Here is a 23,223-nt window from a genome sequence, read left to right on the forward strand (position 1 = left end):
AGCAGCGTACTGTCTACTGTCTACTGTCTACTAAGCAAACCTATCGATGTTAATCTCTAAATCTAAAGGCTCGTTATTTTCTATAAAATGGTAAAGCTTATCGGCCACATAAGGTGCGATCATAACACCTCTAGTACCCAATCCGTTTAATACGTATAAATTTTGATGTTCAGGATGTCTTCCGACCAAAGGCCTTCTATCTCTTACCGTTGGACGTATACCTGCTAAGTGTTGAACGACTTCAAAATCACATCTTAAAAACGTCTTAAGTTTAGAAATAAGTTCTTGTTTACCCTCTTCTGTAGGTTGGTTGGTTTTATCTGCCCAATTATAGGTTGCTCCAACAGCATATAAGTCATTTTCTATAGGAATAATGAAGACCGAAGACTTTACTCCGTAGTCAATATTAAGTTTTGGTGCTTTAATAATTAAAACTTCACCTTTTGTGCCATTTAAAGGAATTTGATTGAAGTAAGGGTTTTTCTTTACACCAAAACCTTCTGCAAAAACTATTTGTTGAGTTTCTATATCACCATATATCAGACTATAAGGTAAAACTTGTAGTTTTTCATAGATAAAACTAGATTCATTAAGACTTTTAATTTGTTTTAGATAATCCTTGTAAGCGTCTATGAGTGCATTAGTATCTAAGCGACCTGCGTGTAGCACCTCACCAAATCCAAATGGTGCGTCTATAGCGTCATTATTATTTTTAACTAATTCTGTTGAAAGAAATGGTTCTAGTTTCGGTTTGTCGGAAGCACTAAACCATAGGTTTTGCTCTTCAATTGAAGAAAATCTTCTAAGAATTCTAAGTTTATAGTCAATTTTTATACTTAAATCTTGTTCAATTTTATTGTAAACAGGCAATGCAATATCTAACTGCTCTTTTGCCTTCCAAACCTCTGAAAACCGTTTTAAAATTACAGGGTTATATAAACCTGCAGCCACAATAGATGACTGCTGTGAACCATCATCAAAAACAATAAATGATTTATTGTTAGTTCGTAGCTGCTCACAAAAGGCGATACTAGCTAAACCACAACCTACTATGATATAATCAACTTGTTTCACATTTGCGAAATTATCAAAAAGATCCTTGCCCACGCAGTAATGATAGAAATAAAAAACGCCCACTTAATAAGTGAGCGTTTTCTTTTATATTTTAGAGTTATTAGTAACTCCACATATCTTGTTCAAAATCTCTGATCTTATCTTTGATACGCTCAGATTCTAATAATTGCATTAACGCATTATCTGCAACATACTCCTTAACTTCTCTGTCTCCATAAACATTCTCTTCCTTATAGATGATTCCGTGGAAACGTCTACTATTGAGTAAGTGGTCGAAAGAAATTGGAGAAGCACTATTATCATTGTTGAATGCTTTAGCTTCGTGTAAAATATCTCTTACCTCTGGGAAGAATACCCAAAACATAGGAATTGGTGCTTTTTGACTTTCGTCTTCAGAATCTATAAAGTTAACATCTGGTGCTGCTGGTGCAATACCAAGAATACGATATTTCAACTCTCCTTGACGCTTATCAAAATACCATAGCCCTTTAATTAAATAAGAACTGATATCTGCTGGTTCAATGTTTCTTTCTATAACATATTCTTCTGGGACTTCGTCTTCGCCTACACCATAGGTATTCATGTATTCAATACCTGCATCTGTTATTTTTCTCATTTTTAGAGCAGCTTCAATATCCTTAAGCGTACGCTCCTCTGTAAAATAAGAATCACCATAAATCCTGGAAATCATACCACTTTCGATATTTTCCATTAAAACCTTATATAAAGACTTACGATCATCCCCAAGATTTCCTTCTACAGGGAAGTATAACGGGAAATTTACACGCTCGTCTAGTACAACTTTTTCCCAAATCATTTTTGAGAATAAGATGTCTCTATCACCTACATAACCATACTCTAGAGGCTCATCGTTATCTAAAAGCAATTCAGCTTCAGTCTTCATACCTATTTCTTCAGGTATTTTTGCGTTTAGGATATTAGCCTGAGCTATAGCACTATTTGCAGCTAAAACCATTAATCCAGTATATATAAAGCTTTTAAATTTCATCTTATTGTTATTTGGGTTTCTTTCTTTTTTAACGTTGCTAAAACTAATTAATTGTTTCTGCTAGTTACTTGTAACTTCAACAATTACTGGTGAAACGTTTTTTAGCCTGTACGTTGTGTTACCTTGGATTCTTGCCTTAATATCAAAAATTGTAATATTATCGCCTCGTCTCGCTTTTTGAATAGCAGACTTAGCTTGAGCATTCATTTTTGTACCCACAACACTAATTGTAGGCTGACCAGGAACTCTCATTTTAAACGAAGTTACCTCGATTGGTAAATCGAATACAAAATCGTCTAATTTTGCAGCAACAGTACCTATCTCTACATTACGCTTTGGTAACTTTACTACACCTGTTTGCCCTGCTATTACACCTGTTGGCGCAGGAATATCTTTAATTCTAAAGGTTTTTCGATCGCTTACTTTTGAGCCATCATCTAAAGTACCTGTAACGTTTATAGTTACCTCACTACCAGTTCCCGGATTCATAACATACTTACCTGCACCACTTACTGGTTTTAATCCTATACCACTAGCTTGTACTTTGTTATCTGCAATACCAGCGAATGAAATAGTCATTGGATTGGCAACTCCACGATAGACAACATTCATCTTATCTGCAGAAATTGTAGCAGAATTTGGTCTTGGTACGACTACGTACTTTCCACTAAAGTTAATCGGCAATTCTTCACCTTTTTCTAAGAAAGTAAATTGTCCATTAATATCATGCTCACCAACGTTACCTACTGTAAATTCTATTCTAGCAGCTCCGGTTGAGTCTATTGCACCTTCTCTGTTCATATCTAAATCAGTATCACCAACCTTAAGCTTTGTTGGAGTTACGTTAGCATACTTACCTAAAACTACAGATCCAGTAAACTTTTCACCAGCAAAAAATGCATTCTTATCTGGTATAACGATAGCTGTATAGTTTTTTAAAGATGTAGCTTCATCAACTGTATTTCCTAAAAACACATTGTATAAATTTGCTTCAGTTGCTTTGATATCGTTTTGCATTGCTGTAAGCTTAGTGTAAGAAGCTACAGCTGGAAATCCTTTAAAATTATAATCTAACCAGGTTTGTTTTTTACCGTCATTATTTTGAACGTCTGCAGTACTAAAACGACGCTCTAAGTTTTCTTTTGCTGGATTGTAAGCTACATCATCGCCTAACAGCTGCTTAATATCTGCTTTGTACTTATTAATTCTGTCTACGAATGCTTGTCCTTCTTTAGTCATACGATCTCCTGTAAACCAATACTCGTCTAAAGCATCGCCTTTGTCCATTTCTTCGGCCGGTAATTCGCCTTCTTCTTTAAATTTCTCAGCGTAATTTCCCTTATTTAAAATCATTGCCTTTTGGGACTCTAAATAGCTGAAAAACTCGTTGGATATAGAGCTCACTTTCTGAGCATTATTGTAAGCCACTCCAAAGTCTTTTGGCTTCTCACTAGCTTGTTTCTCTAAGCCTTTTAAAAGGGTCGTGTTTGATGCAACCGCTAGTTCATTTGCATTTTCAAATTTTGTATTAAATAAACTGAAAGCAGATAATATCTCTTTACTTGTTGTCATCGCAATCATAGCGATAAACACCAAGTACATTAAGTTAATCATTTTCTGTCTTGCAGATAATTTTCCTCCTGCCATTGTAAATTAGTTTTTAAATGTTAATTAATTAAATTGGTTATAAAAACTAATTAGTTTTTGTTCATTGCAGATAGCATTCCGCCATACACACCATTTAATGATGAAAGGTTTGATGCTAAAGAGGCCATTTGCTCTTTTAACTTTTGCGCATTCTCTACAGCTTCTTCATTTATTGCAGCTTGACGATTTGCACTTTCCATTTGCACTTTGTACAGACTGTTTAAAGACTCCATTTGAGCTGCTGCTAGAGATAATTCTTCGCCATATTTCTTTTGCGCTGCAATAGAATCTACTGTTGGGCTAATACCTTTGGCTGCACCTTCAAAGTTTTTAATGCTATTTCCCAAACTTGCCATTAATTCACCATCAATTTTAGCTTCTTTTAATAAGTTATCTAATTTTTTTGATAATAATCCTTCAGCATCTTTTGGCTCTTCTTTTTTCTTTTTCCCTAAAGATTGACCACCTGCTAATTCTGGGTATACTAAAGACCAATCTAAATCAGCTTGTTGTCTTTCAAAAGCTGAGTAAGTAAATACCAAGGCTTCAACAACCATACCAATCGTTAGGATTAAAGAGCCGTAAGGCCAGTGCTGGATTTTAAATAATGCTCCAACAATTACAATTGCTGCTCCCAATCCGTAGACCATGTTTGTTACTGTGATTTTACCTTTCTGTGCCATAATTTGTTTAGTTTTTTTAGTTTAAGTTAATGGATGATAACTTAAGTAGGTTAATTTAATTTGGGTTATTGTTTTTTAGTTTAGTTTAGTTCGTCGCTGCATTTTTAGTTACTTCAGTACCCATGTAGTCTTGTACTGTTCTAAAACCGATATAACTTCGAGCTGAGTCCGCATACTCATAATCTCTAGAACTTACCTGTAAGAAATAAGCAACATCTTTCCAAGATCCACCTCTTACAACCTTACGAGAATTTTGAGGATCATTTACATTTGGATTTATAGTTGACATGTATTCGTATGAAGCAGGATCGTAAGAACCATTTACCCACTCTGACACATTGCCCGCCATGTTGTACAAATTAAAGTCATTTGGATCATAAGCATCTGCTTCTACAGTATATAATGCTTGGTCAGCTGCATAATCACCTCTTAATGGTTTAAAGTTTGCCATAAAGCAACCTCTATCATTTTTAGTGTAAGGTCCACCCCACGGATATGAAGCTCCTTGTAAACCTCCACGAGCAGCATATTCCCATTCCGCTTCGGATGGTAATCTATAAGAATTTACTGGCTGCTTTCCTTTGCTCTTTTGATAACTATTATGCTTTAAGGTTCTCCATTGGCAAAATGCTTGGGCTTGTTTCCAAGACACACCTACAACTGGATATCCGTCGTATGCAGAGTGCCAGAAATAGTCATTATGCATCGGCTCATTGTAAGAATAAGCAAAATCTCTAATCCAAGCTGTAGTATCTGGATACACCTCAACCTCTTCTTGTTCTATTACTTCAGAGCGTTTAAGGCTTCTATCTTTTGCAGCCTTGGCAATGTCCATATATGTATATTGAAATTTAAACTGTTTTACATCCCAAGTTCTCTGTCCGTTATAAGACTCTTCTAATGGCAAATACATACCATCCATAACCTCGGCATATAGCTCATCTGGATATTCATCAGTATCGTAAATCAATTCTACATCATGGTTTATCTTTCGTTGTTCGTTACCATAAGTATTTAGCATATAGCTTTCATAGGCATTAAGATTGGCTGGATCTGAATCTAAATATGCAAACTCGCCAATATCTCCATTACCTGGTGTTTTACCTTCTAAATCTGCCATTTCAGCAAGTTTAAGCCTCAAAATAGAATCTCTTACCCAAAATACAAATTGTCTGTACTCGCTATTTGTAATCTCAGTTTCGTCCATGTAAAATGCACGTACAGTAGCAGTTTTTGTAGGAGCATCTTGAACACCGGCAATATCGTCATCTGATTTACCCATTATAAAAGCCCCTCCAGGAACTAAAGTCATACCATAAGGCTTTTCTGGGTGCCATTTTTTACCACTAACACCTACTAATTGTCCGCGGTCTCCAGAATTACAACTGGCAACCAAAACCAATACAGTGGTAAGTAAAATAAATCTCTTAATATTCATAGTAACTCGAGGTTAAATTAGTCGTCTTAAAATTTAAGGTCGTAAACATATTTATATATTTTCTAAAAAACAACTTTTTTCGATTTTTTTTTGCATTTCGTCCTTAAAAAATGCATTTCGTCGATATATAAAATGTTAAATTATCGATTAAGTGTTCTTTTTAAAAGCTGTTCTTCCTATAGGCTTTATACCAACGTTCTGGTAGTTCACCCTGAGTAGCAAGCAGATAATCAGCATGCATGCATGGTAATAACGTATGCTTTTTTAATTTATTATTAACATCTGGTAAAAAAGGAATTTCTATCCACCAACGCCCTGTTTTTAAACTTTTAAAGAATATGAGTTCATCATCTTCTACTAAGACATTATACTTCTGAAACTCTTTTTCATTATTAAAATTATCATCTTTAACCCTACAGTTAACGCCTTCTACAAAATACCAAATCATTTGCGCAATTAGCATTGAGGAAGATGAGTCGTTTTTGGAGTTGCTGTATTCATAAATACCAAAAGAAGAGACCTTGTTACTTATGCCTGCATAGCGTGTAATGGCACAAATTTCCTTTCCAGAAAACCCATTGGGTGAATATTTTAGGTTATCACTTACCTCAGCAGCTCTTATAGACTTTAGATCAATAGAAACTATATGAGCATCTCTTAATAATGGTTCTACTTTGTGTATATCAGCAGATATTTCGCCTAAACGATACGACTCAAAGTATAACTTCTCCATAAGGTCTATTTCTTCTTGTGAATTAAAGTAGGTTTGATATCCTATAGTAGAATAGTTAAAGAGGTTATATGGCTCTTCTACAATAATTTTACCAACATAACTATTATTTCTTATAGGCAGATTTGCATCGCCCAGATCAAAATTGGTATCTACATTAACAACGTTAACCATTGGCATTAAACTATCGTAAGCGCGGTAATTGGCATAAGTTAAGTCTTGGCTTCCACCGAGTATAATTGGTATGATATTTTTTTCAACTAAAACCGAAATCGCAGTGCGGATGGCATAATAGGTATCTTCTACAGATTCGCCAGGTAATATATCTCCCAGGTCTGCAATAGCTGTACTCCAATTTCCGGGAAATAGAGTGTAGAGGGTTTTTCTTATTGAATCGAAATTAATATGCGCTCCTATATAATTAACATCGTTTCGATTTTCTAAAACTCCGATGAGGGCTAATTGTACATCGTCTAAATCGGGAATACCATTTTGCTTTGAATGAATTTTGATTTTTTTTCCGAGCGCTTGCTGCGCTAGTAGTTCTGAGTGAGCTAAAACCGCGTCTGAAACAGGCGTTAAAAAATTAAAATTCATACAGTATTACTTCTTTTTAGTGGTCGTTTTTTTCTTTGTGGTTTTTTTGGTTTTCTTTTTTGGCGCATTTTTCTCTAGAATAGCTTTTGCCTCTTCTAAGGTCATATCAGAAACATCTACGGTCTTAGCTAATTCTACTTTTTGCTTACCTTTTATAACATTGTGTCTTCCCCAACGTGCTTTTTCTACTCTAATGCCTTCCTCTTCCCAAACATGAATAAGTTTATCTTTTTCTTTTTGGATTTTATCCTCAATCAAAGTTACAATGTCTTGTTCAGATAAATTATCCCAATCGTATTTTTTATTCACATTTATAAACATGTTGTTCCATTTAATAAATGGACCAAAACGCCCTTTGCCTTTTGTAACTTCTAAACCTTCATACGTGTAGATAGGAGCGTCTGCCTTTTCTTTCTCTTTAATATATACTAGGGCTTCATCTAATTCTACACTTAATGGATCGACTCCCTGAGGTAAGGATACAAACTTTTTACCATATCTTACATATGGACCATAACGGCCGACATTAACCTCAACTTCATCGTCTTTATAGTGCCCTAAAGCCTTTGGAAGCTTAAATAAATCCATAGCCTCTTCGTAGGTAATGGTATTAAGCTGCTGATCTGGCAATAAGCTTGCAAACTGTGGTTTCTCTTCTTCATCTACTGTACCTATTTGAACCATAGGACCAAATTTACCTAAACGCACACTTACTTGGCGTCCTGTTTTGGGATCTGTACCAAGAATACGTTCGCCTGTTTCGCGCTCAGCATTTTCCCTAACATCTTCAACCTGAGGATGAAAACCTTTATAAAAATCTTTCATCATTGCTTTCCAGTCTTCTTTACCTTCTGCAATGTCATCAAAACTCTCTTCTACTCTTGCTGTAAAATTGTAATCTAAAATACTTTCAAAATGATTTACCAAAAAGTCAGTAACAATAAAACCAACATCTGTTGGCACTAATTTACCTTTGTTAGAACCTACTTTTTCTGTAAGCTCCTTTTCTTTAATATTTTGGTCTGAAAGGACTAATTGTTTGTAGGCTCTTTCATCTCCTTCGTGAGTCCCTTTTTCTATGTAATTTCTATTCTGAATTGTAGAAATTGTTGGTGCGTATGTGGATGGTCTACCAATACCTAATTCTTCTAATTGCTTAACCAAAGATGCTTCTGTAAATCTTGAAGGAGGTCTGGTAAAACGTTGTGTTGCTGTTATATAGTTGTTAGCTAATTCCTCGCCTACTTTTAAATCTGGCAAAATACCATCTTGTTCAGCGTCTTCATCATCAGTACCTTCTAGGTATACTTTTAAAAATCCATCAAAGGTTATGATTTCTCCATTAGCAGAGAATTGCTCACTTACTTTATTAGAACTATTAATTTGAATTTTTAAGTTAGTGCGCTCTAGTTTAGCTTCACTCATTTGCGATGCAATGGCACGTTTCCAAATTAAATCGTAAAGTCGTGCTTGATCACGTTCTACATTTACTGAATGGTTAGAAAAATCTGTTGGCCTTATTGCTTCGTGAGCCTCTTGAGCACCCTTAGATTTTCCTTTGTAATTTCTTGGTTTGCTATATTCAGATCCATAAGCCGATGTAATCTCTTTCTCAGCGCCTTGTCTTGCCTCATCAGACAGATTAACACTATCTGTTCTCATATAAGTTATAAGACCGGCTTCGTATAAACGCTGTGCATTGCTCATGGTTCTACTTACTGAGAAGCCCAATTTTCTGGATGCTTCCTGCTGCAAGGTAGATGTTGTAAAAGGTGCAGCTGGTGATTTTTTTGCTGGTTTTTTTTGTAGGTCGGCTACTTGATAAGTCGCTGCTTTATTATTATTTAAAAATTCTAAAGCCTCTTCTTCTGAACCAAAATTCTTAGGCAATTTAGCTTTAAATGATTTTCCATCTTCTGATGTAAACTCTGCATCTACTCTGTAGGATGCTTCAGCATTAAAGTTTTGTATTTCGCGCTCGCGCTCAACGATAAGCCTTACAGATACAGATTGTACTCTACCTGCAGATAAACCTCCTTTAACTTTTCGCCATAAAACTGGCGACAACTCGTAACCTACAATACGGTCTAAAACACGCCTTGCTTGCTGCGCATCTACTAAGTTATAATCAATAGCTCTAGGGTTTTCAATAGCTTTATTTATTGCACTTTTTGTAATCTCATGAAAAACAATACGCTTCGTTTTTTCCTTATCTAAATCTAGTGCTTCTGCCAAATGCCATGCTATGGCTTCTCCTTCTCGATCTTCATCACTTGCTAGCCAAACTGTTTCTGCTTTTTTTGCTAAGGCTTTTAGTTTTTTTACAACATCGCGCTTGTCTTTTGAGACCTTGTAGTTCGGTTCAAAATCTCCATCTACATCGACTCCTAGTTCTTTGGACGGTAAATCTGAAATATGCCCAAAACTTGACTCAACCTTATAATCTTTTCCTAAAAATTTCTCTATTGTTTTTGCCTTTGCAGGTGACTCGACAATGACTAGATTCTTCGACATTCTTTATTTTTTTGAGGTTACAAATGTATGCGAAAATAAATTTACAATCCTAATTTGGCATTAAATAGCCCTATTTTTCGTGTGCTTGTTTGGCACACAAAACTAAAAAAGCCTTGTGAGAACAAGACTTTAATTTTCTAATCTATTTTTCTAATAACTATAAGTAATAGGATCTGGGTAATTATCTATATTTATTATTATTTCATTCTCGCCTTCAATCTGTAATGTAGATAAATCAAAAGAGGTTGTTCTGCTGATCTCAGCGAGACAAGATTCATCGTTAATTAAAAAGAATTTAACAAACCGCTCTGGCGGATTAGATTCTTCTATCTCACCAGAATCCATTAATTGCATGGTCCACGTACTGCCGTCACATGCCGTAGCTGTTGCACTAACTATTAAACAATCCTCGTTAAGGGTAACATTATTAATTACATGAGGGCTGGTTGCAGCATTTTCGTACGAAAAACCATCAATCAATGCAAAACTTACACAGTCAGACTGCGGAAGAGATGTAGAATCATCATCTTCACATTGCATGTTTAAGAATAAGGTGACTACTAATAACAACATTATTAATTTAGTAAATTTCATATGTTTGATTTTTAGATAAGATGACATTAATAAAAAGGGTTGCGTTAAAAAATAGAAAATTTCGTAAAAATAATAATTTGAAGCAATTATAAATTACTTTTTACAACTGCCACTTTGTCATAATCTATAAAATAATACTATCTTTGCATGTTTGTTGACTTCTAAAAGTATCCCTAGCAAGGGTTTTAAAAAGTATGGAGAAAATAATTGATGAAAATAAACAAGGTGATGCCTTGATTTTAGAACACAAAGATGGCAACACAAAAAAGCTTTTTATTGAAAGTTATGGCTGCCAAATGAATTTTAGCGATAGCGAAATCGTAGCTTCTATCTTGTCTGAACAAGGATATAATACAACGCAAAACCTCGAGGATGCAGATTTAGTCTTGGTAAACACGTGCTCAATTAGAGACAAAGCCGAGCAAACTGTTAGAAAACGCCTTAAATATTACGACAGAATTAAGGGCAAAAACCCAAAGATGAAAGTTGGCGTTTTGGGTTGTATGGCTGAGCGTCTAAAAACAAAATTCTTAGAAGAAGAAAAAATTGTTGATTTGGTGGTTGGGCCTGATGCTTACAAGGATATACCTAATTTACTTAGCGAAGTAGAAGAAGGTAGAGAAGCCATTAATGTTATTTTATCTAAGGAGGAAACTTATGGAGATATTTCGCCTGTGCGTCTTAACAGTAATGGTGTTAGTGCGTTTGTGTCAATTACACGTGGTTGCGATAACATGTGTACATTTTGCGTAGTCCCTTTTACCAGAGGAAGAGAGCGTAGTAGAGACCCTCAAAGCATCATTGAAGAAGTAAACGATTTATGGAATAAAGGCTATAAAGAAGTTACGCTTTTAGGACAAAACGTTGATAGCTATTTATGGTACGGAGGTGGACTTAAAAAGGATTTTGAGAAAGCTTCAGAATTACAAAAAGCTACAGCTGTAAATTTTGCCAATCTTCTTGAACTTTGTGCCAAAGCACAGCCAAAGATGCGTTTTAGATTCTCTACATCTAATCCTCAGGATATGACATTAGATGTTATTGAAACTATGGCCAAGTATGAAAACATTTGTAATTACATACACTTACCTGTACAGAGCGGAAGCAACCGTATTCTTAAAGAAATGAATCGTTTGCACACGCGCGAAGAATATTTTGAACTCATCGATAATATTCGACGCATCATACCAGATGTAGCCATTAGTCAAGATATGATTGCTGGTTTCCCAACCGAAACAGAAGAAGATCATCAAGATACTTTAACCTTAATGGACTATGTAAAATACGATTACGGTTTTATGTTTGCGTACTCTGAGCGTCCTGGCACACTTGCGGGCAGAAAAATGGAAGATGACGTACCTGCTGATGTTAAACAAAGACGCCTTAACGAAATACAAGCCTTACAACGTAGACATAGCTTATACAGAACCCAGCAGCATGTTGGTAAAGTAGAAGAAATTCTTATTGAAAAGTCTTCTAAAAAATCAGACCAACACTGGTCTGGTAGAAACAGTCAGAATATGGTTGCAGTGTTTCCAAAAGAACATTATAAACCTGGTGATTTCGTAATGGTGAAAATTTTAGACTGTACAAGCGCTACACTTATTGGTGAAGCTGTAGGCTATTCAAAAAACAACTCTTAATCAATCTAAAAATGAAGAAAATCTTATTACTATTTTGTGCATTTACCTTAGTAACAGCCTGTGAAAACGAGCCATTAGATCCTGCCTTCAGTGGAGGTGAAAATAATGGTGGCGGAAATGGCAGCTCTAATGATCTAACATTAAGTAAATACGAATTAGATATTACACTTAATACGTCTTTATTTGGATTCCCTTTTGAAACCATAGTAAAAACAGATTACTTCTTAGAAGAAAACTCTTTAGGTTATGGTGAAATCGAAACAACAGCTACAGTTTTAGGTGAAACACAAACTGTTACAGAAACACAAACTGTTGAAACAAATTCTGACGGACAAGTAATAAGTTTTTTGTCTATAAATAGTTTAGGACAGACTACTAATACTACTTCAATAACATATGATGGCAACAATATTTCAAATATTACTTACAATTATTTTGAAGATGATGAAGAGGACTACGAATACAACTTTTCTTATAATGGTAACACCATAACAAGAACAGAAGTTGGTACTACAATAAGCACTGTTTTTACATTGGATGAGAACAATAGATTTTTCAAAAAAGAGTCTTTTGACGATGACAACCTTATATTATCAGAAACCGTAACGTTTAATGAAGATGGTAATTGCGCAACTAGTATTACCACAGGCGATAACAATCTAAACATCACATATAGTTACGACAATTTTGAAAATCCGATACCAAACCAGATATATAACCTAGGGAATATGCTTTCTATTTTAAATGACGATTATGAGGATACTTTAGGAGATGCTCTATCTCATGATTTCGCTTCTAAAAATTGTATAGCAACAAGCATTAACGGAGAACTTTACAATTTCGATGTAACTTATGACAACTCTAATAGAATAAGTACAAGAGCCTATGAAATTTCAATAGAAGAAGATGGGGTTTCACTCACGACTGGGTTCAATGAAATTTTTACATACGCTAATTAAAATATCATGTTATAATAATTGACAATGAAGTCCTTTTGTGCTCTGTTTTTTTTAGTAATTTTTCAAAATATTTCATCTCAAAATTTTGATAAGCTTACCAATCTCAAAATTTATGAATCATTAAGTTATGATGAATTCATCATTGATGGAGGAAAAGTTACTTCTAGTTCAAATCTCTCTCATTTTAAAGATAGTTTAAACCCTGAATTAACTAATCAAACGAATTATAAATACAATAATCACGGAAAAATTTCCCATCTAGAATTTAAAGAGTTTAATATTTATCAAAACACAAAATATGATGCTTCTTTCCATTATAAAAAAGACAAGATAAATCTAATAAAACTCTATTATTCTCATCGAGAGAACGAGGAAAGTTATTACAGAATGGATATAGACTATAATAAAAATAGCATTATTGTTAATATATCTGAATACCCAGATACTACATCAAGAAGAAAAATAAAATTTCAAATTGAGCTAGACCATAAGAAGCAAATTAAACAGATTAAAAAAACTTATAGTTCAAAACATAGTAATTACGACACTGAAAATGTCTGGATACAAATTTGGAATTTTGAATATAATCTTGGTAATATAAAAACACAAGAAAGGATAAATTATAGATTTTCAGAAGGGAGTAATAATGTTACTTTTTCTTATGATCAATCAAATTATGAGTATGATAAAAATAAAAATGTATTAAATCATTTATTCAACAATAACAAAATTGAGATATTACTCTATAATATTTTGTTTGATGAATTAGCATCTTTCAACGTATTTGGATATAATCTTAATTCATATAATTTAAATCTCGAAAGATACCCTTATTACTTAAGTCAAAACAACATAGTCAAACATCACTATAACAATAGCTTTAGAAAAGGATTAAACGATTATCTTAATGATGAAGATTTAGCTTTAATATCAAATTTGTCAACTAAACAACTAATAAATTACAATACAAATTATAATAAAGACAAAAGTGTTGAATCTAAAGAAGTATCTGTAGAGAATTTCAACTCAACTTCAGATTGGCCTGAAGATTTAGGCTCTTCTAACAATATTATTCGTTATAAGTATGAATACAAAAATTAAAACTTACTTAAACGCAATAAATTTAAGGTTTAGCAAAAACATTTTAATGAATTTTTTATTTATAAATAACAAAATATTAAATTAAAGGATATAAAAAACTAATGGAATCCATACAAGCCATAAAACAACGCTTCGGCATTATAGGAAACGATCCTAAGCTTAATCGTGCCATAGAAAAAGCAATTCAAGTGGCAGCTACAGATATTTCTGTGCTTGTCACTGGAGAAAGTGGTGTTGGTAAAGAAAGTATTCCTAAAATTATACATCAACTCTCTCACAGAAAACACGGCAAATACATTGCAGTAAACTGTGGTGCTATACCAGAAGGTACGATTGACAGTGAGTTGTTTGGTCACGAAAAAGGTGCGTTTACAGGTGCCACACAAACACGTTCTGGTTATTTTGAAGTCGCTGATGGTGGAACCATCTTTTTAGATGAAGTTGGTGAATTACCATTAACAACCCAAGTACGTTTGCTTCGTGTTTTAGAAAATGGTGAGTTTATTAAAGTAGGTTCTAGTAAAGTTCAAAAAACCAATGTAAGAATCGTAGCGGCTACAAACGTTAACATGTTTGAAGCCATTAAAAAAGAAAAATTTAGAGAAGACCTTTACTATCGTTTAAGCACCATAGAAATTAATCTTCCAGCCTTACGAGAGCGTAAGGAGGACATTCATATTCTTTTTAGAAAATTTGCCAGCGATTTTGCACTAAAATATAAAATGCCAACTGTGAAGTTAACGGATGATGCCGTAGCATTGCTCTTAAAATACCGTTGGAATGGTAACATTCGTCAATTACGAAATGTTGCTGAGCAGGTTTCAGTTTTAGAACACAATCGTACTATCGATGCTGTAACACTTCAAAATTATTTACCAAATACAGGAAGCACACTTCCGGCAGTGGTAAACTCTTCAAAGTCCGACAGCGATTTTAGTAGCGAAAGAGAAATACTTTATAAGGTATTATTCGATATGAAAAGCGATTTGAATGATCTTAAAAAGCTAACCATGGAGCTAATGAAATCGGGAAGCGTTTCTGATGTGCAAAAAGATAACGAGCATCTCATCCAAAAAATCTATGGCAACGACACAGATGATGATTTTGAGAATGCTATTGAAGATTTAGAAGTGCTATCCATACCCGAACACGCAGAGATTAACGAGCCAGCGTCTACGGATCTTGAGGATAAGTATCATTTTGCCGAAGAGATTGAAGAAGAAGAAACCTTATCTTTACAAGATAAGGAATTGGAGCTCATTAAAAAATCTCTGGAGCGCCATAATGGTAAGCGCAAATTGGCTGCTGCCGAATTGGGAATAAGCGAGCGTACACTTTATAGAAAAATAAAGCAATACGATCTTTAAGAAAAGATTAAGATAACAAAAGCACTATTTAATTAGGTTAAGGCGTTCAGACAAAAAACACTACATGAAATTATTTAAATACATAAGCACCTTGTTTCTTATAATATCCCTATTTGGTTGTGGTATATATTCATTTACGGGAGCAGATACTGGAGACGCAAAGACATTTCAGGTCAACTTTTTTCAGAATAATGCTGAACTTGTTGAGCCAGGTTTAGACATAGACTTCACAAATGCTTTGCAAGACTTAATTCAAAATCAAACAAGTCTAAATCTTGTAAATACGGGTGGAGATTTACTATTTGAAGGTGAAATTGTAGAATACAGAATTGCACCAATGACCGCTACCTCAGATAGTAGAGCAGCCCAAAACCGTTTAACCATTAGTGTCAACGTTCGCTACTTTAATAGCTTAGATTCAGAAAAAGATTTTGAAACACGTTTTTCTTTTTTTAGAGATTATGGTGCCGACGAACAATTAATAGGTGCATTTAAAGACGAAGTACATGCCTTTATTTTTGAGCGCCTTACACAAGACATTTTTAATGCGTCTTTAGCCAATTGGTAACATATGCAAATTAATGAATTAACATATCTACTTCAGCATCCTGAAGCTGTTACAGCTGCGCAAACCGATGCGCTTATGGCTAAAATTAATGAGCATCCTTACTTTCAACCACTACGTGCCCTATACTTAAAAGGCCTTAAACAAAAAGAAAGCTACAAGTATAATAATGCACTTAAGGTCACTGCCGCACATACCGCAGACAGAAGTGTTTTGTTCGATTATATCACTTCAGAAGTGTTTAACCAAAATGAAATTTCTAATCAAATCAAACAAAACTTAGAATACATTAAATCTATAGACGTTAATGAAGTTGACGATATTTCAGTTAACAAAAGCGTGACTATTGATGATGCATTAAAAGAACACATTAAAGCAACCGAAGGTGTTTTAGATCCAAACCTATTTGAAGCTAAACCGACTAAGATCTTAAAAGTAGAAACTCCTAAAATTGAAGATTCCATCATTGCGGTTGACGTTAAAAACATAACACCAGAAGAAAAACTAAATATTGGCAAACCACTAGAGTTTGATAAAAACGAAAGCCACTCTTTTACCGAGTGGCTAAAAATCACAAGTTTTAAACCTATTGAAAGAACAACCAAAGCTAAAATTTTAAATACTCAGAAAGAGGATACAACACAACCATTAGCCAATAAACTAGATCTTATTGATAAGTTTATTAGCGAAAATCCTAAGATAAAACCCGTTACAAGTAACACACCAAAACCCAAGTTGGTAAACAATGATAATGACGTTTCTGACAGCTTAATGACAGAAACTTTAGCAAGAATTTATCTAGAACAAAAAAACTATGATAAGGCCATTCAATCTTATAAAATTTTAAGTTTGAAATATCCAGAAAAAAGTAGTTTCTTTGCAGACCAAATAAAATTGGTAGAAGAATTAAAAGATAATAACACAATATAAAATGAGTGCATTTACAATATTTTTAGTTTTAATAGTAATCGTTGCATTTTTATTAGTCGTAGTAATTATGGTACAAAACCCTAAAGGCGGAGGTTTGTCATCTTCTTTTGGTGGTGGTGGCACACAACAATTAGGTGGTGTTAAGAAAACAGGAGACTTCTTAGACAAGAGTACGTGGTTTTTAGGAGCGGCATTAATTGTATTAATCCTTGCCTCTAACCTTACTATTGATTCTGGTAACAATGTAGATTCTAAAGCTTTAGATGAAACCGAAGCTACAGAAATGCCAATTTCTAATCCGTCTAGTACAGAAGATGCTTCTACAACAAACGATACTGAAGGGAAGTAATACTTCTCTCGTACAATAATGAAAAGCCAACTTTAAAAGTTGGCTTTTTTTATATCTGTAAATTCCAACAGTAATATCTGAAAGTTTGTCAGTCTTATTGTATTGGCATAATTTTCGAATAATAGGATAGCATATTAACAAATTTTAAATAACTAAAACATATAACAAATGGGCTTAAACATTAAACCTTTAGCAGACCGCGTTCTTGTAGAACCGATGGAAGCTGAAACCAAAACAGCTTCTGGTATTATTATTCCAGATAACGCCAAAGAAAAACCGCAAAAGGGAACTGTTGTTGCTATTGGCAATGGCAAAAAAGATGAACCTTTAACTGTAAAAGTTGGTGATACTGTACTTTACGGAAAGTATGGTGGTACAGACCTTAAACTTGAAGGAAAAGACTATTTAATGATGCGCGAAAGCGACATATTGGCGATTATTTAATTCGCCTTTAGCAATAGGCTCGTAACCTCTTGCTAATTCATCAAAAGAAAAAATAAAAACTAACATTTTAGCTCATAGCCAATGGCTAACAGCTAATAACAAAATTTATAAAAATGGCAAAAGATATAAAATTCGATATTGACGCACGCGACGGGTTAAAACGTGGTGTAGATGCTTTAGCAAATGCAGTAAAAGTAACTTTAGGGCCAAAAGGTCGTAACGTTATTATTGGCAAATCCTTTGGTGCACCTCAAGTCACCAAAGATGGTGTTTCTGTAGCAAAAGAAATTGAGCTCGAAAACGAGCTTGAAAACATGGGAGCGCAAATGGTAAAAGAAGTCGCTTCTAAAACCAACGATTTAGCAGGTGATGGTACCACAACCGCTACCGTTTTGGCACAAGCCATTGTTAAGGAAGGTCTTAAAAACGTAGCTGCTGGTGCCAATCCTATGGATTTAAAACGTGGTATTGACAAAGCTGTTGAAGCCATTGTAAAAGATTTGGACAAGCAGTCTCAAAAAGTTGGAAGCTCGTCTGATAAAATTAAACAAGTGGCTGCCATCTCTGCAAATAACGACGATACTATTGGCGAATTAATCGCCAAAGCTTTTGGTAAAGTGGGTAAGGAAGGTGTTATTACGGTTGAAGAAGCCAAAGGTATGGACACTTATGTAGATGTTGTAGAAGGTATGCAGTTTGATCGTGGTTACCTGTCTCCTTACTTTGTTACAGATTCTGATAAAATGGTAGCAGATTTAGAAAATCCGTACATTTTATTATTCGATAAGAAGATTTCTAACTTACAGGAAATTCTTCCAATCTTAGAGCCTGTAGCACAATCTGGACGTCCGTTATTAATTATTGCCGAAGATGTTGAAGGCCAAGCCTTAGCAACCTTAGTCGTCAACAAATTACGTGGTGGCTTAAAAATCGCTGCAGTAAAAGCACCAGGATTTGGCGACAGACGTAAAGCCATGTTAGAAGATATCGCTATCCTTACTGGTGGTGTGGTAATTTCTGAAGAACGTGGTTTCTCTTTAGAGAATGCTGACCTTTCTATGTTAGGTTCTGCAGAAACGGTGACTATTGACAAAGACAACACAACGATTGTTAATGGTGCAGGCAAAGCAGCTGACATTAAGGCCAGAGTAAACCAAATTAAAGCACAGATTGAAACAACCACGTCTGATTATGATAAGGAGAAACTTCAAGAACGTTTAGCAAAACTTGCTGGAGGTGTTGCCGTACTTTACGTAGGTGCTGCCTCTGAAGTTGAAATGAAAGAGAAGAAAGACCGTGTGGACGATGCATTACATGCTACACGTGCTGCCGTTGAAGAAGGTATTGTTGCTGGTGGTGGTGTTGCTTTAGTACGTGCTAAAAAAGTACTTGAGAAACTTACAACCGATAACTTAGACGAAACTACGGGAGTTCAAATTGTTAACAAAGCCATTGAGTCTCCACTACGTACCATTGTTGAAAATGCAGGTGGTGAAGGTTCTGTTGTTATCAATAAAGTACTAGAAGGCAAAAAAGACTTTGGTTACGATGCCAAATCTGAGGAATACGTAGATATGCTTAAAGCAGGAATTATTGATCCTAAAAAAGTAACACGTATTGCTTTAGAAAATGCCGCTTCAGTTGCTGGCATGATCTTAACTACGGAATGTGCTTTAGTTGATATTAAAGAAGATGCTCCTGCAATGCCACCAATGGGTGGAGGCGGAATGCCAGGCATGATGTAGTCGGTAGCATAGATGAACTACAACTCAACTTTCTGCATATAACTTTTGCGGTAAAGTGTATTAGAAATAAAGCCTTTGATTTTCATCAAAGGCTTTTATTTTGTGGAAACCTAATGAGTAAGCTAAACTCTAAGACTTAGTTTTAGGCATATCTAATTGCTAAATACAACCGATCCGTTTTTGCTGAGTTCAAACGTTTCGCCTTTACCACGTAATTCGTAAGTATCGTTTTTGTACCACATTCCTGAAGCAGGACGCTGATCTTTTAACTGAAATGTTTCAGAATCAAAGGTTACGGTTACCATGCCTTCTTCATTGTTAAATTCTAAATGCATCGTATTGCCATTGGCGTCTTTGTAGGTCTTTTTTACGGTTTCATTTGTAGTAACGGTTTCGGTTGTAGCATTAGCATCCTTTTGCGTTTCGGATGATTCTTTACAAGAAAACGATGCTGTAATCAATATCACAGCTGTAATTTTTAAGAGGATTGATTTCATTGGTTGTTATGTTATGATTTTACTTTTTTTAAATAAATGCGTTATAGTGGTTTAATATGATATGTTTAATGCGTGTTGTGTTAAGGGACGTTATTCACGTTCAAAAATCAGCTTACCTTCTTTTATAGTTTTAAGCACTTCAATATCCTTAATGGCATCAACCTCAACTTTTAAAGGGTTGTCTGTAAGCACCACCAAATCTGCCAATTTACCTTCTTCTAAGGTTCCTTTTTTATCGTCTTCCCAATGCTGGTAAGCACTCCATTCGGTAAGGCATTTCATGGCTTCGTAAGGTGTTAAGCGCTCATCTGCACCAATCGTTTTACCACTTCGAGACGTGCGGCTTACGGCTGTCCAAACCATGCGCATTAAATTTGGAAGCGCCACAGGTGCATCGGTATGGATGGTGATTTTTAGGCCTTTATCTAAAGCAGTCCGTGTAGGGCTTATGCCTTGTACCAAGTCTTCACCAATGAGCTGCGTATGCCAATCTCCCCAATAAAACGTATGCAAAGGAAACAATGACGCTATGACATTAAGTGGTTTTAAGGAATCTAATTGATCTTTCCTAACATACTGGCCATGAATAAGTACGTTTCGTAAATCTTTTGAGCCATATTCTTTTTCGGCCATTTGTAAGCCTTTTATCATTTGGTCCACAGCAGCATCACCATTGGCATGGCTTAAAATTTGCCAATCATTTTTATAAGCCATTTTATAGACGTCTGCTACATCATTATCGTCCGGGATTGCCGGATAGCCTTTATAATCTTTTGATGCTCCATCTGGAGGTAATAAATACGGAGTTGTTCTCCAAGCAGTTCTACCTTGAGGCGAACCGTCTAATGTCATTTTTATGCCACCAATTCTGTAATGGTTATTATAAGATTTAGAATACCATTTACTGTTAAGATAGTCTGATTTGGTATGATCTACATAAGAAACAATATCAATATCAAACAAACCCTTTTCAGCAAAAGCGGCTAAAAGCTCGTGCTGTTCCATGGCTTTTCCTTCTTGGGCTGTGGTGTAGCCGTAGCTTTTTGCCATTTCTAAACCAGCCTTGGCTTGCATGGCCATTTTTTCGGGTGTTTTTGGAGTTATGGCTTGTGCCATATATGGAATTGCTGCCATTTCCTCTAATACACCATTTGGTTCCCTGCTATTTGGCATACGTCTAACTACACCTCCTTCAGGATCTGGCATATCTGCTGTAATACCAACCATTTCTAGCCCTTTACTGTTCATAACACAAAAATGACCCGAAATGTGTAATATTAATATAGGATGCGTTGTTGATACTTTATCTAAATCTTCTTTGGTAGGAAATCGTTGTTCTTCTAGTTGCGAGTCGTCAAAACCCAAACCGTAAATCCAACCTGTTAACTCAATATTTTCGGGTGTTGCCCAAGTTTTTAGTTCGTTTATTAAACCTTCTATATTTTTAACCTTTCCGTCTGGCGGAGGCAAAAGGTTAGCTCCAGAAGCTTGAGGCCCAAAACCGAAGAAATGCGCATGGGCATCAATAAAGCCAGGAAACATCGTTTTTCCCTTAAGATCTATCACCTTAGTACTATCGCCTTGCAATTCTAAAACGGCATCTTTTTTCCCAACCTTTTGAATAAGGCCATCTTTTACTGCTATGGCTTCTACATACTGAGGTTTTTCACCTACCATAGTTATGATATCTCCATTATAGTAAATGGTATTTGCAGCACTATCTGAGGCTGCTTTTTCTGCATTTGGCTTGCAACTTACTAAAGCCAAAAGTGAACTAACAAAAATGAAATAAATTGAATTTTTAAACATTGAATTTTAATTTTTATTAAAAATAGTCAAAACTGCCGTAACAGCAACTTTAGAACCGTAAGGTATTGCTGCTAAATCTATTTCAAAATTTCCGTTGTGGTTTGCAAATGGCAATGTTCCTTTTTTCATGGCCTCCTCAAAACGCTTCGGTTCTGCAACACCAACGTTTATAAAAACACAATCGTTTTTTTCGTTTTCTATAACCAAGTGATGCAAATCTTCAGATCCCATTACAGATGGTAGAACAGTTTCATCCAAAACCATTTTTTTATCCTTCACTAAAGGGTAAAGTGCTTCCCTAACAGTTTCGGTTAATTTTGGTTCGTTTTCTAGTGGATATGACCAACCCTTCATGGTCATTGTTGGCATTTTATCTTCGGGTAAACCATAGGCAACAGCAATACTTTTGTTTATGCGTTTTATACCTTCAATCATAAGGTTTCTGTCCTTTTCGCTAAACCATCTCAAATTAATTTTTAAAAGTGCCTCTTCTGGGATAACATTATTATCTTTTCCTGCTTCAATAGCACCTACGGTTAATACTGCCGAATTTTTTGGATCAATAGCTCTACTAACAATAGCTTGGTATTGCATAATAGCCGATGCTGCCATAAGGATGGGATCTTTGGTGAGTTGTGGATTAGATCCGTGACCACCAACACCATAAAAAGTAACATCGAGCTGATCTGTCCCTGCCATTCTTATACCTGAGGCTGCTGCAACAACACCTACAGGAAATGGCATGGCATGAATACCAAATAAGTAATCTGGTTTTGGAATACCATGTTTAGTGTAAAGGCCATCCTTAACCATGGCTTGAGCTCCCAAAATCAGTTCTTCTGCTGGTTGTGCAATAAATATAATCGTGCCTTTCCACATGGTTTTATGCTCTGCCATAAACTTGGCCGTTGACATTAACCAAGTGGTGTGAGAGTCGTGTCCGCAAGCATGCGCTACTGGTGTTTCGCTTCCATCCTCTTTTTTTGCAATAACCGTGCTTTTGTATGGTAAATCTGTTAATTCCTTTACTGCATTAGCATCCATATCTGCCCTATACATAACTATTGGACCTTCTCCATTTTTCATTACACCTGCAACTCCTGTTTTAGCGATGCCTTCTGTAACTTTATAACCATAAGATTTTAGCTCTTTAGCTACAATAGCTGCGGTTTTTACTTCAGAAAAACCAAGCTCAGGGTTTTGATGGATCTCTTTAAAAATTTTTACAAATTTTTCGTTATTTTTTTCTACTGCCTCAGAGATAACCTCAGAATTTATTTGAGCAGTTAATAACATGGATTGCGTAAAAATAGCGATAACGATAAGTACGACATTCTTTTTCATAAATAGTTAAAGTTGTTATAGTTTATAATTTTTTTTTAACAATCTGTAATAGAGACAAATGTCGAAGAAAATTTTTACAATGACAAGTTCACAAAAAAAGGTTTTCGCAAAAATTTACATTCTTGAACGAAAAACCTTTTTAATATTCAGTTTCAACTTTTGAAAACAAATTAATAGAATATAT

General features: G+C 35.1%; 20 protein-coding genes. 9 read left to right on the forward strand and 11 right to left on the reverse strand.

What is annotated here, in order from left to right; translation table 11 throughout:
- Positions 1 to 30 precede the first annotated feature (30 nt).
- The 8 genes from BWZ20_RS05595 to BWZ20_RS05630 form a co-directional block, all read right to left on the reverse strand.
- The gene (locus tag BWZ20_RS05595) at positions 31 to 1,074 is read right to left on the reverse strand and encodes an NAD(P)/FAD-dependent oxidoreductase (RefSeq protein ID WP_076621272.1); all 1,044 of its coding nucleotides are present in this window, start codon (positions 1,072 to 1,074) and stop codon (positions 31 to 33) included.
- A gap of 100 nt (positions 1,075 to 1,174) precedes the next feature.
- On the reverse strand, positions 1,175 to 2,083 hold the full coding sequence (gene gldN, locus BWZ20_RS05600) for a gliding motility protein GldN (protein ID WP_076617456.1): 909 nt from the start codon (positions 2,081 to 2,083) through the stop codon (positions 1,175 to 1,177).
- 60 nt (positions 2,084 to 2,143) lie between these two features.
- The gene (gldM, locus tag BWZ20_RS05605; protein WP_076617459.1) at positions 2,144 to 3,730 is read right to left on the reverse strand and encodes a gliding motility protein GldM; all 1,587 of its coding nucleotides are present in this window, start codon (positions 3,728 to 3,730) and stop codon (positions 2,144 to 2,146) included.
- 50 nt (positions 3,731 to 3,780) lie between these two features.
- Positions 3,781 to 4,413, reverse strand: a complete 633-nt coding sequence (gene gldL / locus BWZ20_RS05610) for a gliding motility protein GldL (RefSeq protein WP_076617463.1) — start codon at positions 4,411 to 4,413, stop codon at positions 3,781 to 3,783.
- An 85-nt stretch (positions 4,414 to 4,498) separates the two neighbouring features.
- Positions 4,499 to 5,851: a gliding motility lipoprotein GldK gene (gene gldK / locus BWZ20_RS05615; protein ID WP_076617466.1), complete on the reverse strand. Its 1,353-nt coding sequence runs from the start codon at positions 5,849 to 5,851 to the stop codon at positions 4,499 to 4,501.
- 160 nt (positions 5,852 to 6,011) lie between these two features.
- Positions 6,012 to 7,178, reverse strand: a complete 1,167-nt coding sequence (locus BWZ20_RS05620) for a formimidoylglutamase (protein WP_076617468.1) — start codon at positions 7,176 to 7,178, stop codon at positions 6,012 to 6,014.
- Positions 7,179 to 7,184: 6 nt separating this feature from the next.
- The gene (topA, locus tag BWZ20_RS05625; RefSeq protein ID WP_076617471.1) at positions 7,185 to 9,692 is read right to left on the reverse strand and encodes a type I DNA topoisomerase; all 2,508 of its coding nucleotides are present in this window, start codon (positions 9,690 to 9,692) and stop codon (positions 7,185 to 7,187) included.
- Positions 9,693 to 9,842: 150 nt separating this feature from the next.
- Positions 9,843 to 10,286 (reverse strand): hypothetical protein, encoded by a 444-nt coding sequence (locus BWZ20_RS05630; protein WP_076617474.1) that lies wholly within the window; start codon positions 10,284 to 10,286, stop codon positions 9,843 to 9,845.
- A 194-nt stretch (positions 10,287 to 10,480) separates the two neighbouring features.
- Between BWZ20_RS05630 and miaB the strand changes: the two genes are divergently transcribed.
- The 9 genes from miaB to groL all read left to right on the forward strand — a co-directional run bounded on the left by miaB (position 10,481) and on the right by groL (position 19,389).
- Entirely contained in the window at positions 10,481 to 11,929 is a 1,449-nt protein-coding gene (gene miaB / locus BWZ20_RS05635) for a tRNA (N6-isopentenyl adenosine(37)-C2)-methylthiotransferase MiaB (protein ID WP_076617477.1), read from the forward strand.
- An 11-nt stretch (positions 11,930 to 11,940) separates the two neighbouring features.
- Positions 11,941 to 12,888 carry a hypothetical protein gene (locus BWZ20_RS05640; protein ID WP_076617481.1) on the forward strand — a complete coding sequence of 316 codons (948 nt, stop codon included), beginning with the start codon at positions 11,941 to 11,943 and terminating at the stop codon, positions 12,886 to 12,888.
- Positions 12,889 to 12,912: 24 nt separating this feature from the next.
- On the forward strand, positions 12,913 to 13,989 hold the full coding sequence (locus BWZ20_RS05645; RefSeq protein WP_076617485.1) for a hypothetical protein: 1,077 nt from the start codon (positions 12,913 to 12,915) through the stop codon (positions 13,987 to 13,989).
- A 101-nt stretch (positions 13,990 to 14,090) separates the two neighbouring features.
- On the forward strand, positions 14,091 to 15,356 hold the full coding sequence (locus BWZ20_RS05650; protein ID WP_076617488.1) for a sigma-54 interaction domain-containing protein: 1,266 nt from the start codon (positions 14,091 to 14,093) through the stop codon (positions 15,354 to 15,356).
- 64 nt (positions 15,357 to 15,420) lie between these two features.
- Positions 15,421 to 15,924 (forward strand): LptE family protein, encoded by a 504-nt coding sequence (locus tag BWZ20_RS05655; RefSeq protein WP_076617491.1) that lies wholly within the window; start codon positions 15,421 to 15,423, stop codon positions 15,922 to 15,924.
- Between the two features lie 3 nt (positions 15,925 to 15,927).
- Positions 15,928 to 16,851 carry a hypothetical protein gene (locus tag BWZ20_RS05660; protein WP_076617495.1) on the forward strand — a complete coding sequence of 308 codons (924 nt, stop codon included), beginning with the start codon at positions 15,928 to 15,930 and terminating at the stop codon, positions 16,849 to 16,851.
- Position 16,852: 1 nt separating this feature from the next.
- Positions 16,853 to 17,200 (forward strand): preprotein translocase subunit SecG, encoded by a 348-nt coding sequence (secG, locus tag BWZ20_RS05665; protein ID WP_076617499.1) that lies wholly within the window; start codon positions 16,853 to 16,855, stop codon positions 17,198 to 17,200.
- 168 nt (positions 17,201 to 17,368) lie between these two features.
- Entirely contained in the window at positions 17,369 to 17,644 is a 276-nt protein-coding gene (gene groES, locus BWZ20_RS05670) for a co-chaperone GroES (protein WP_076617502.1), read from the forward strand.
- Between the two features lie 113 nt (positions 17,645 to 17,757).
- Positions 17,758 to 19,389 (forward strand): chaperonin GroEL, encoded by a 1,632-nt coding sequence (groL, locus tag BWZ20_RS05675; protein ID WP_076617506.1) that lies wholly within the window; start codon positions 17,758 to 17,760, stop codon positions 19,387 to 19,389.
- 152 nt (positions 19,390 to 19,541) lie between these two features.
- On the opposite strand, the gene BWZ20_RS05680 is transcribed toward groL, so the two are convergent.
- From BWZ20_RS05680 to BWZ20_RS05690, 3 genes are all read right to left on the reverse strand, one after another.
- Positions 19,542 to 19,886 (reverse strand): MliC family protein, encoded by a 345-nt coding sequence (locus BWZ20_RS05680; protein ID WP_076617509.1) that lies wholly within the window; start codon positions 19,884 to 19,886, stop codon positions 19,542 to 19,544.
- 90 nt (positions 19,887 to 19,976) lie between these two features.
- Positions 19,977 to 21,695 carry an amidohydrolase gene (locus tag BWZ20_RS05685; protein WP_076617512.1) on the reverse strand — a complete coding sequence of 573 codons (1,719 nt, stop codon included), beginning with the start codon at positions 21,693 to 21,695 and terminating at the stop codon, positions 19,977 to 19,979.
- A gap of 6 nt (positions 21,696 to 21,701) precedes the next feature.
- Positions 21,702 to 23,039: an amidohydrolase gene (locus BWZ20_RS05690; RefSeq protein ID WP_076617515.1), complete on the reverse strand. Its 1,338-nt coding sequence runs from the start codon at positions 23,037 to 23,039 to the stop codon at positions 21,702 to 21,704.
- Between the last annotated feature and the right edge of the window lie 184 nt (positions 23,040 to 23,223).

Source organism: Winogradskyella sp. J14-2 (assembly GCF_001971725.1).
Classification (GTDB): domain Bacteria; phylum Bacteroidota; class Bacteroidia; order Flavobacteriales; family Flavobacteriaceae; genus Winogradskyella.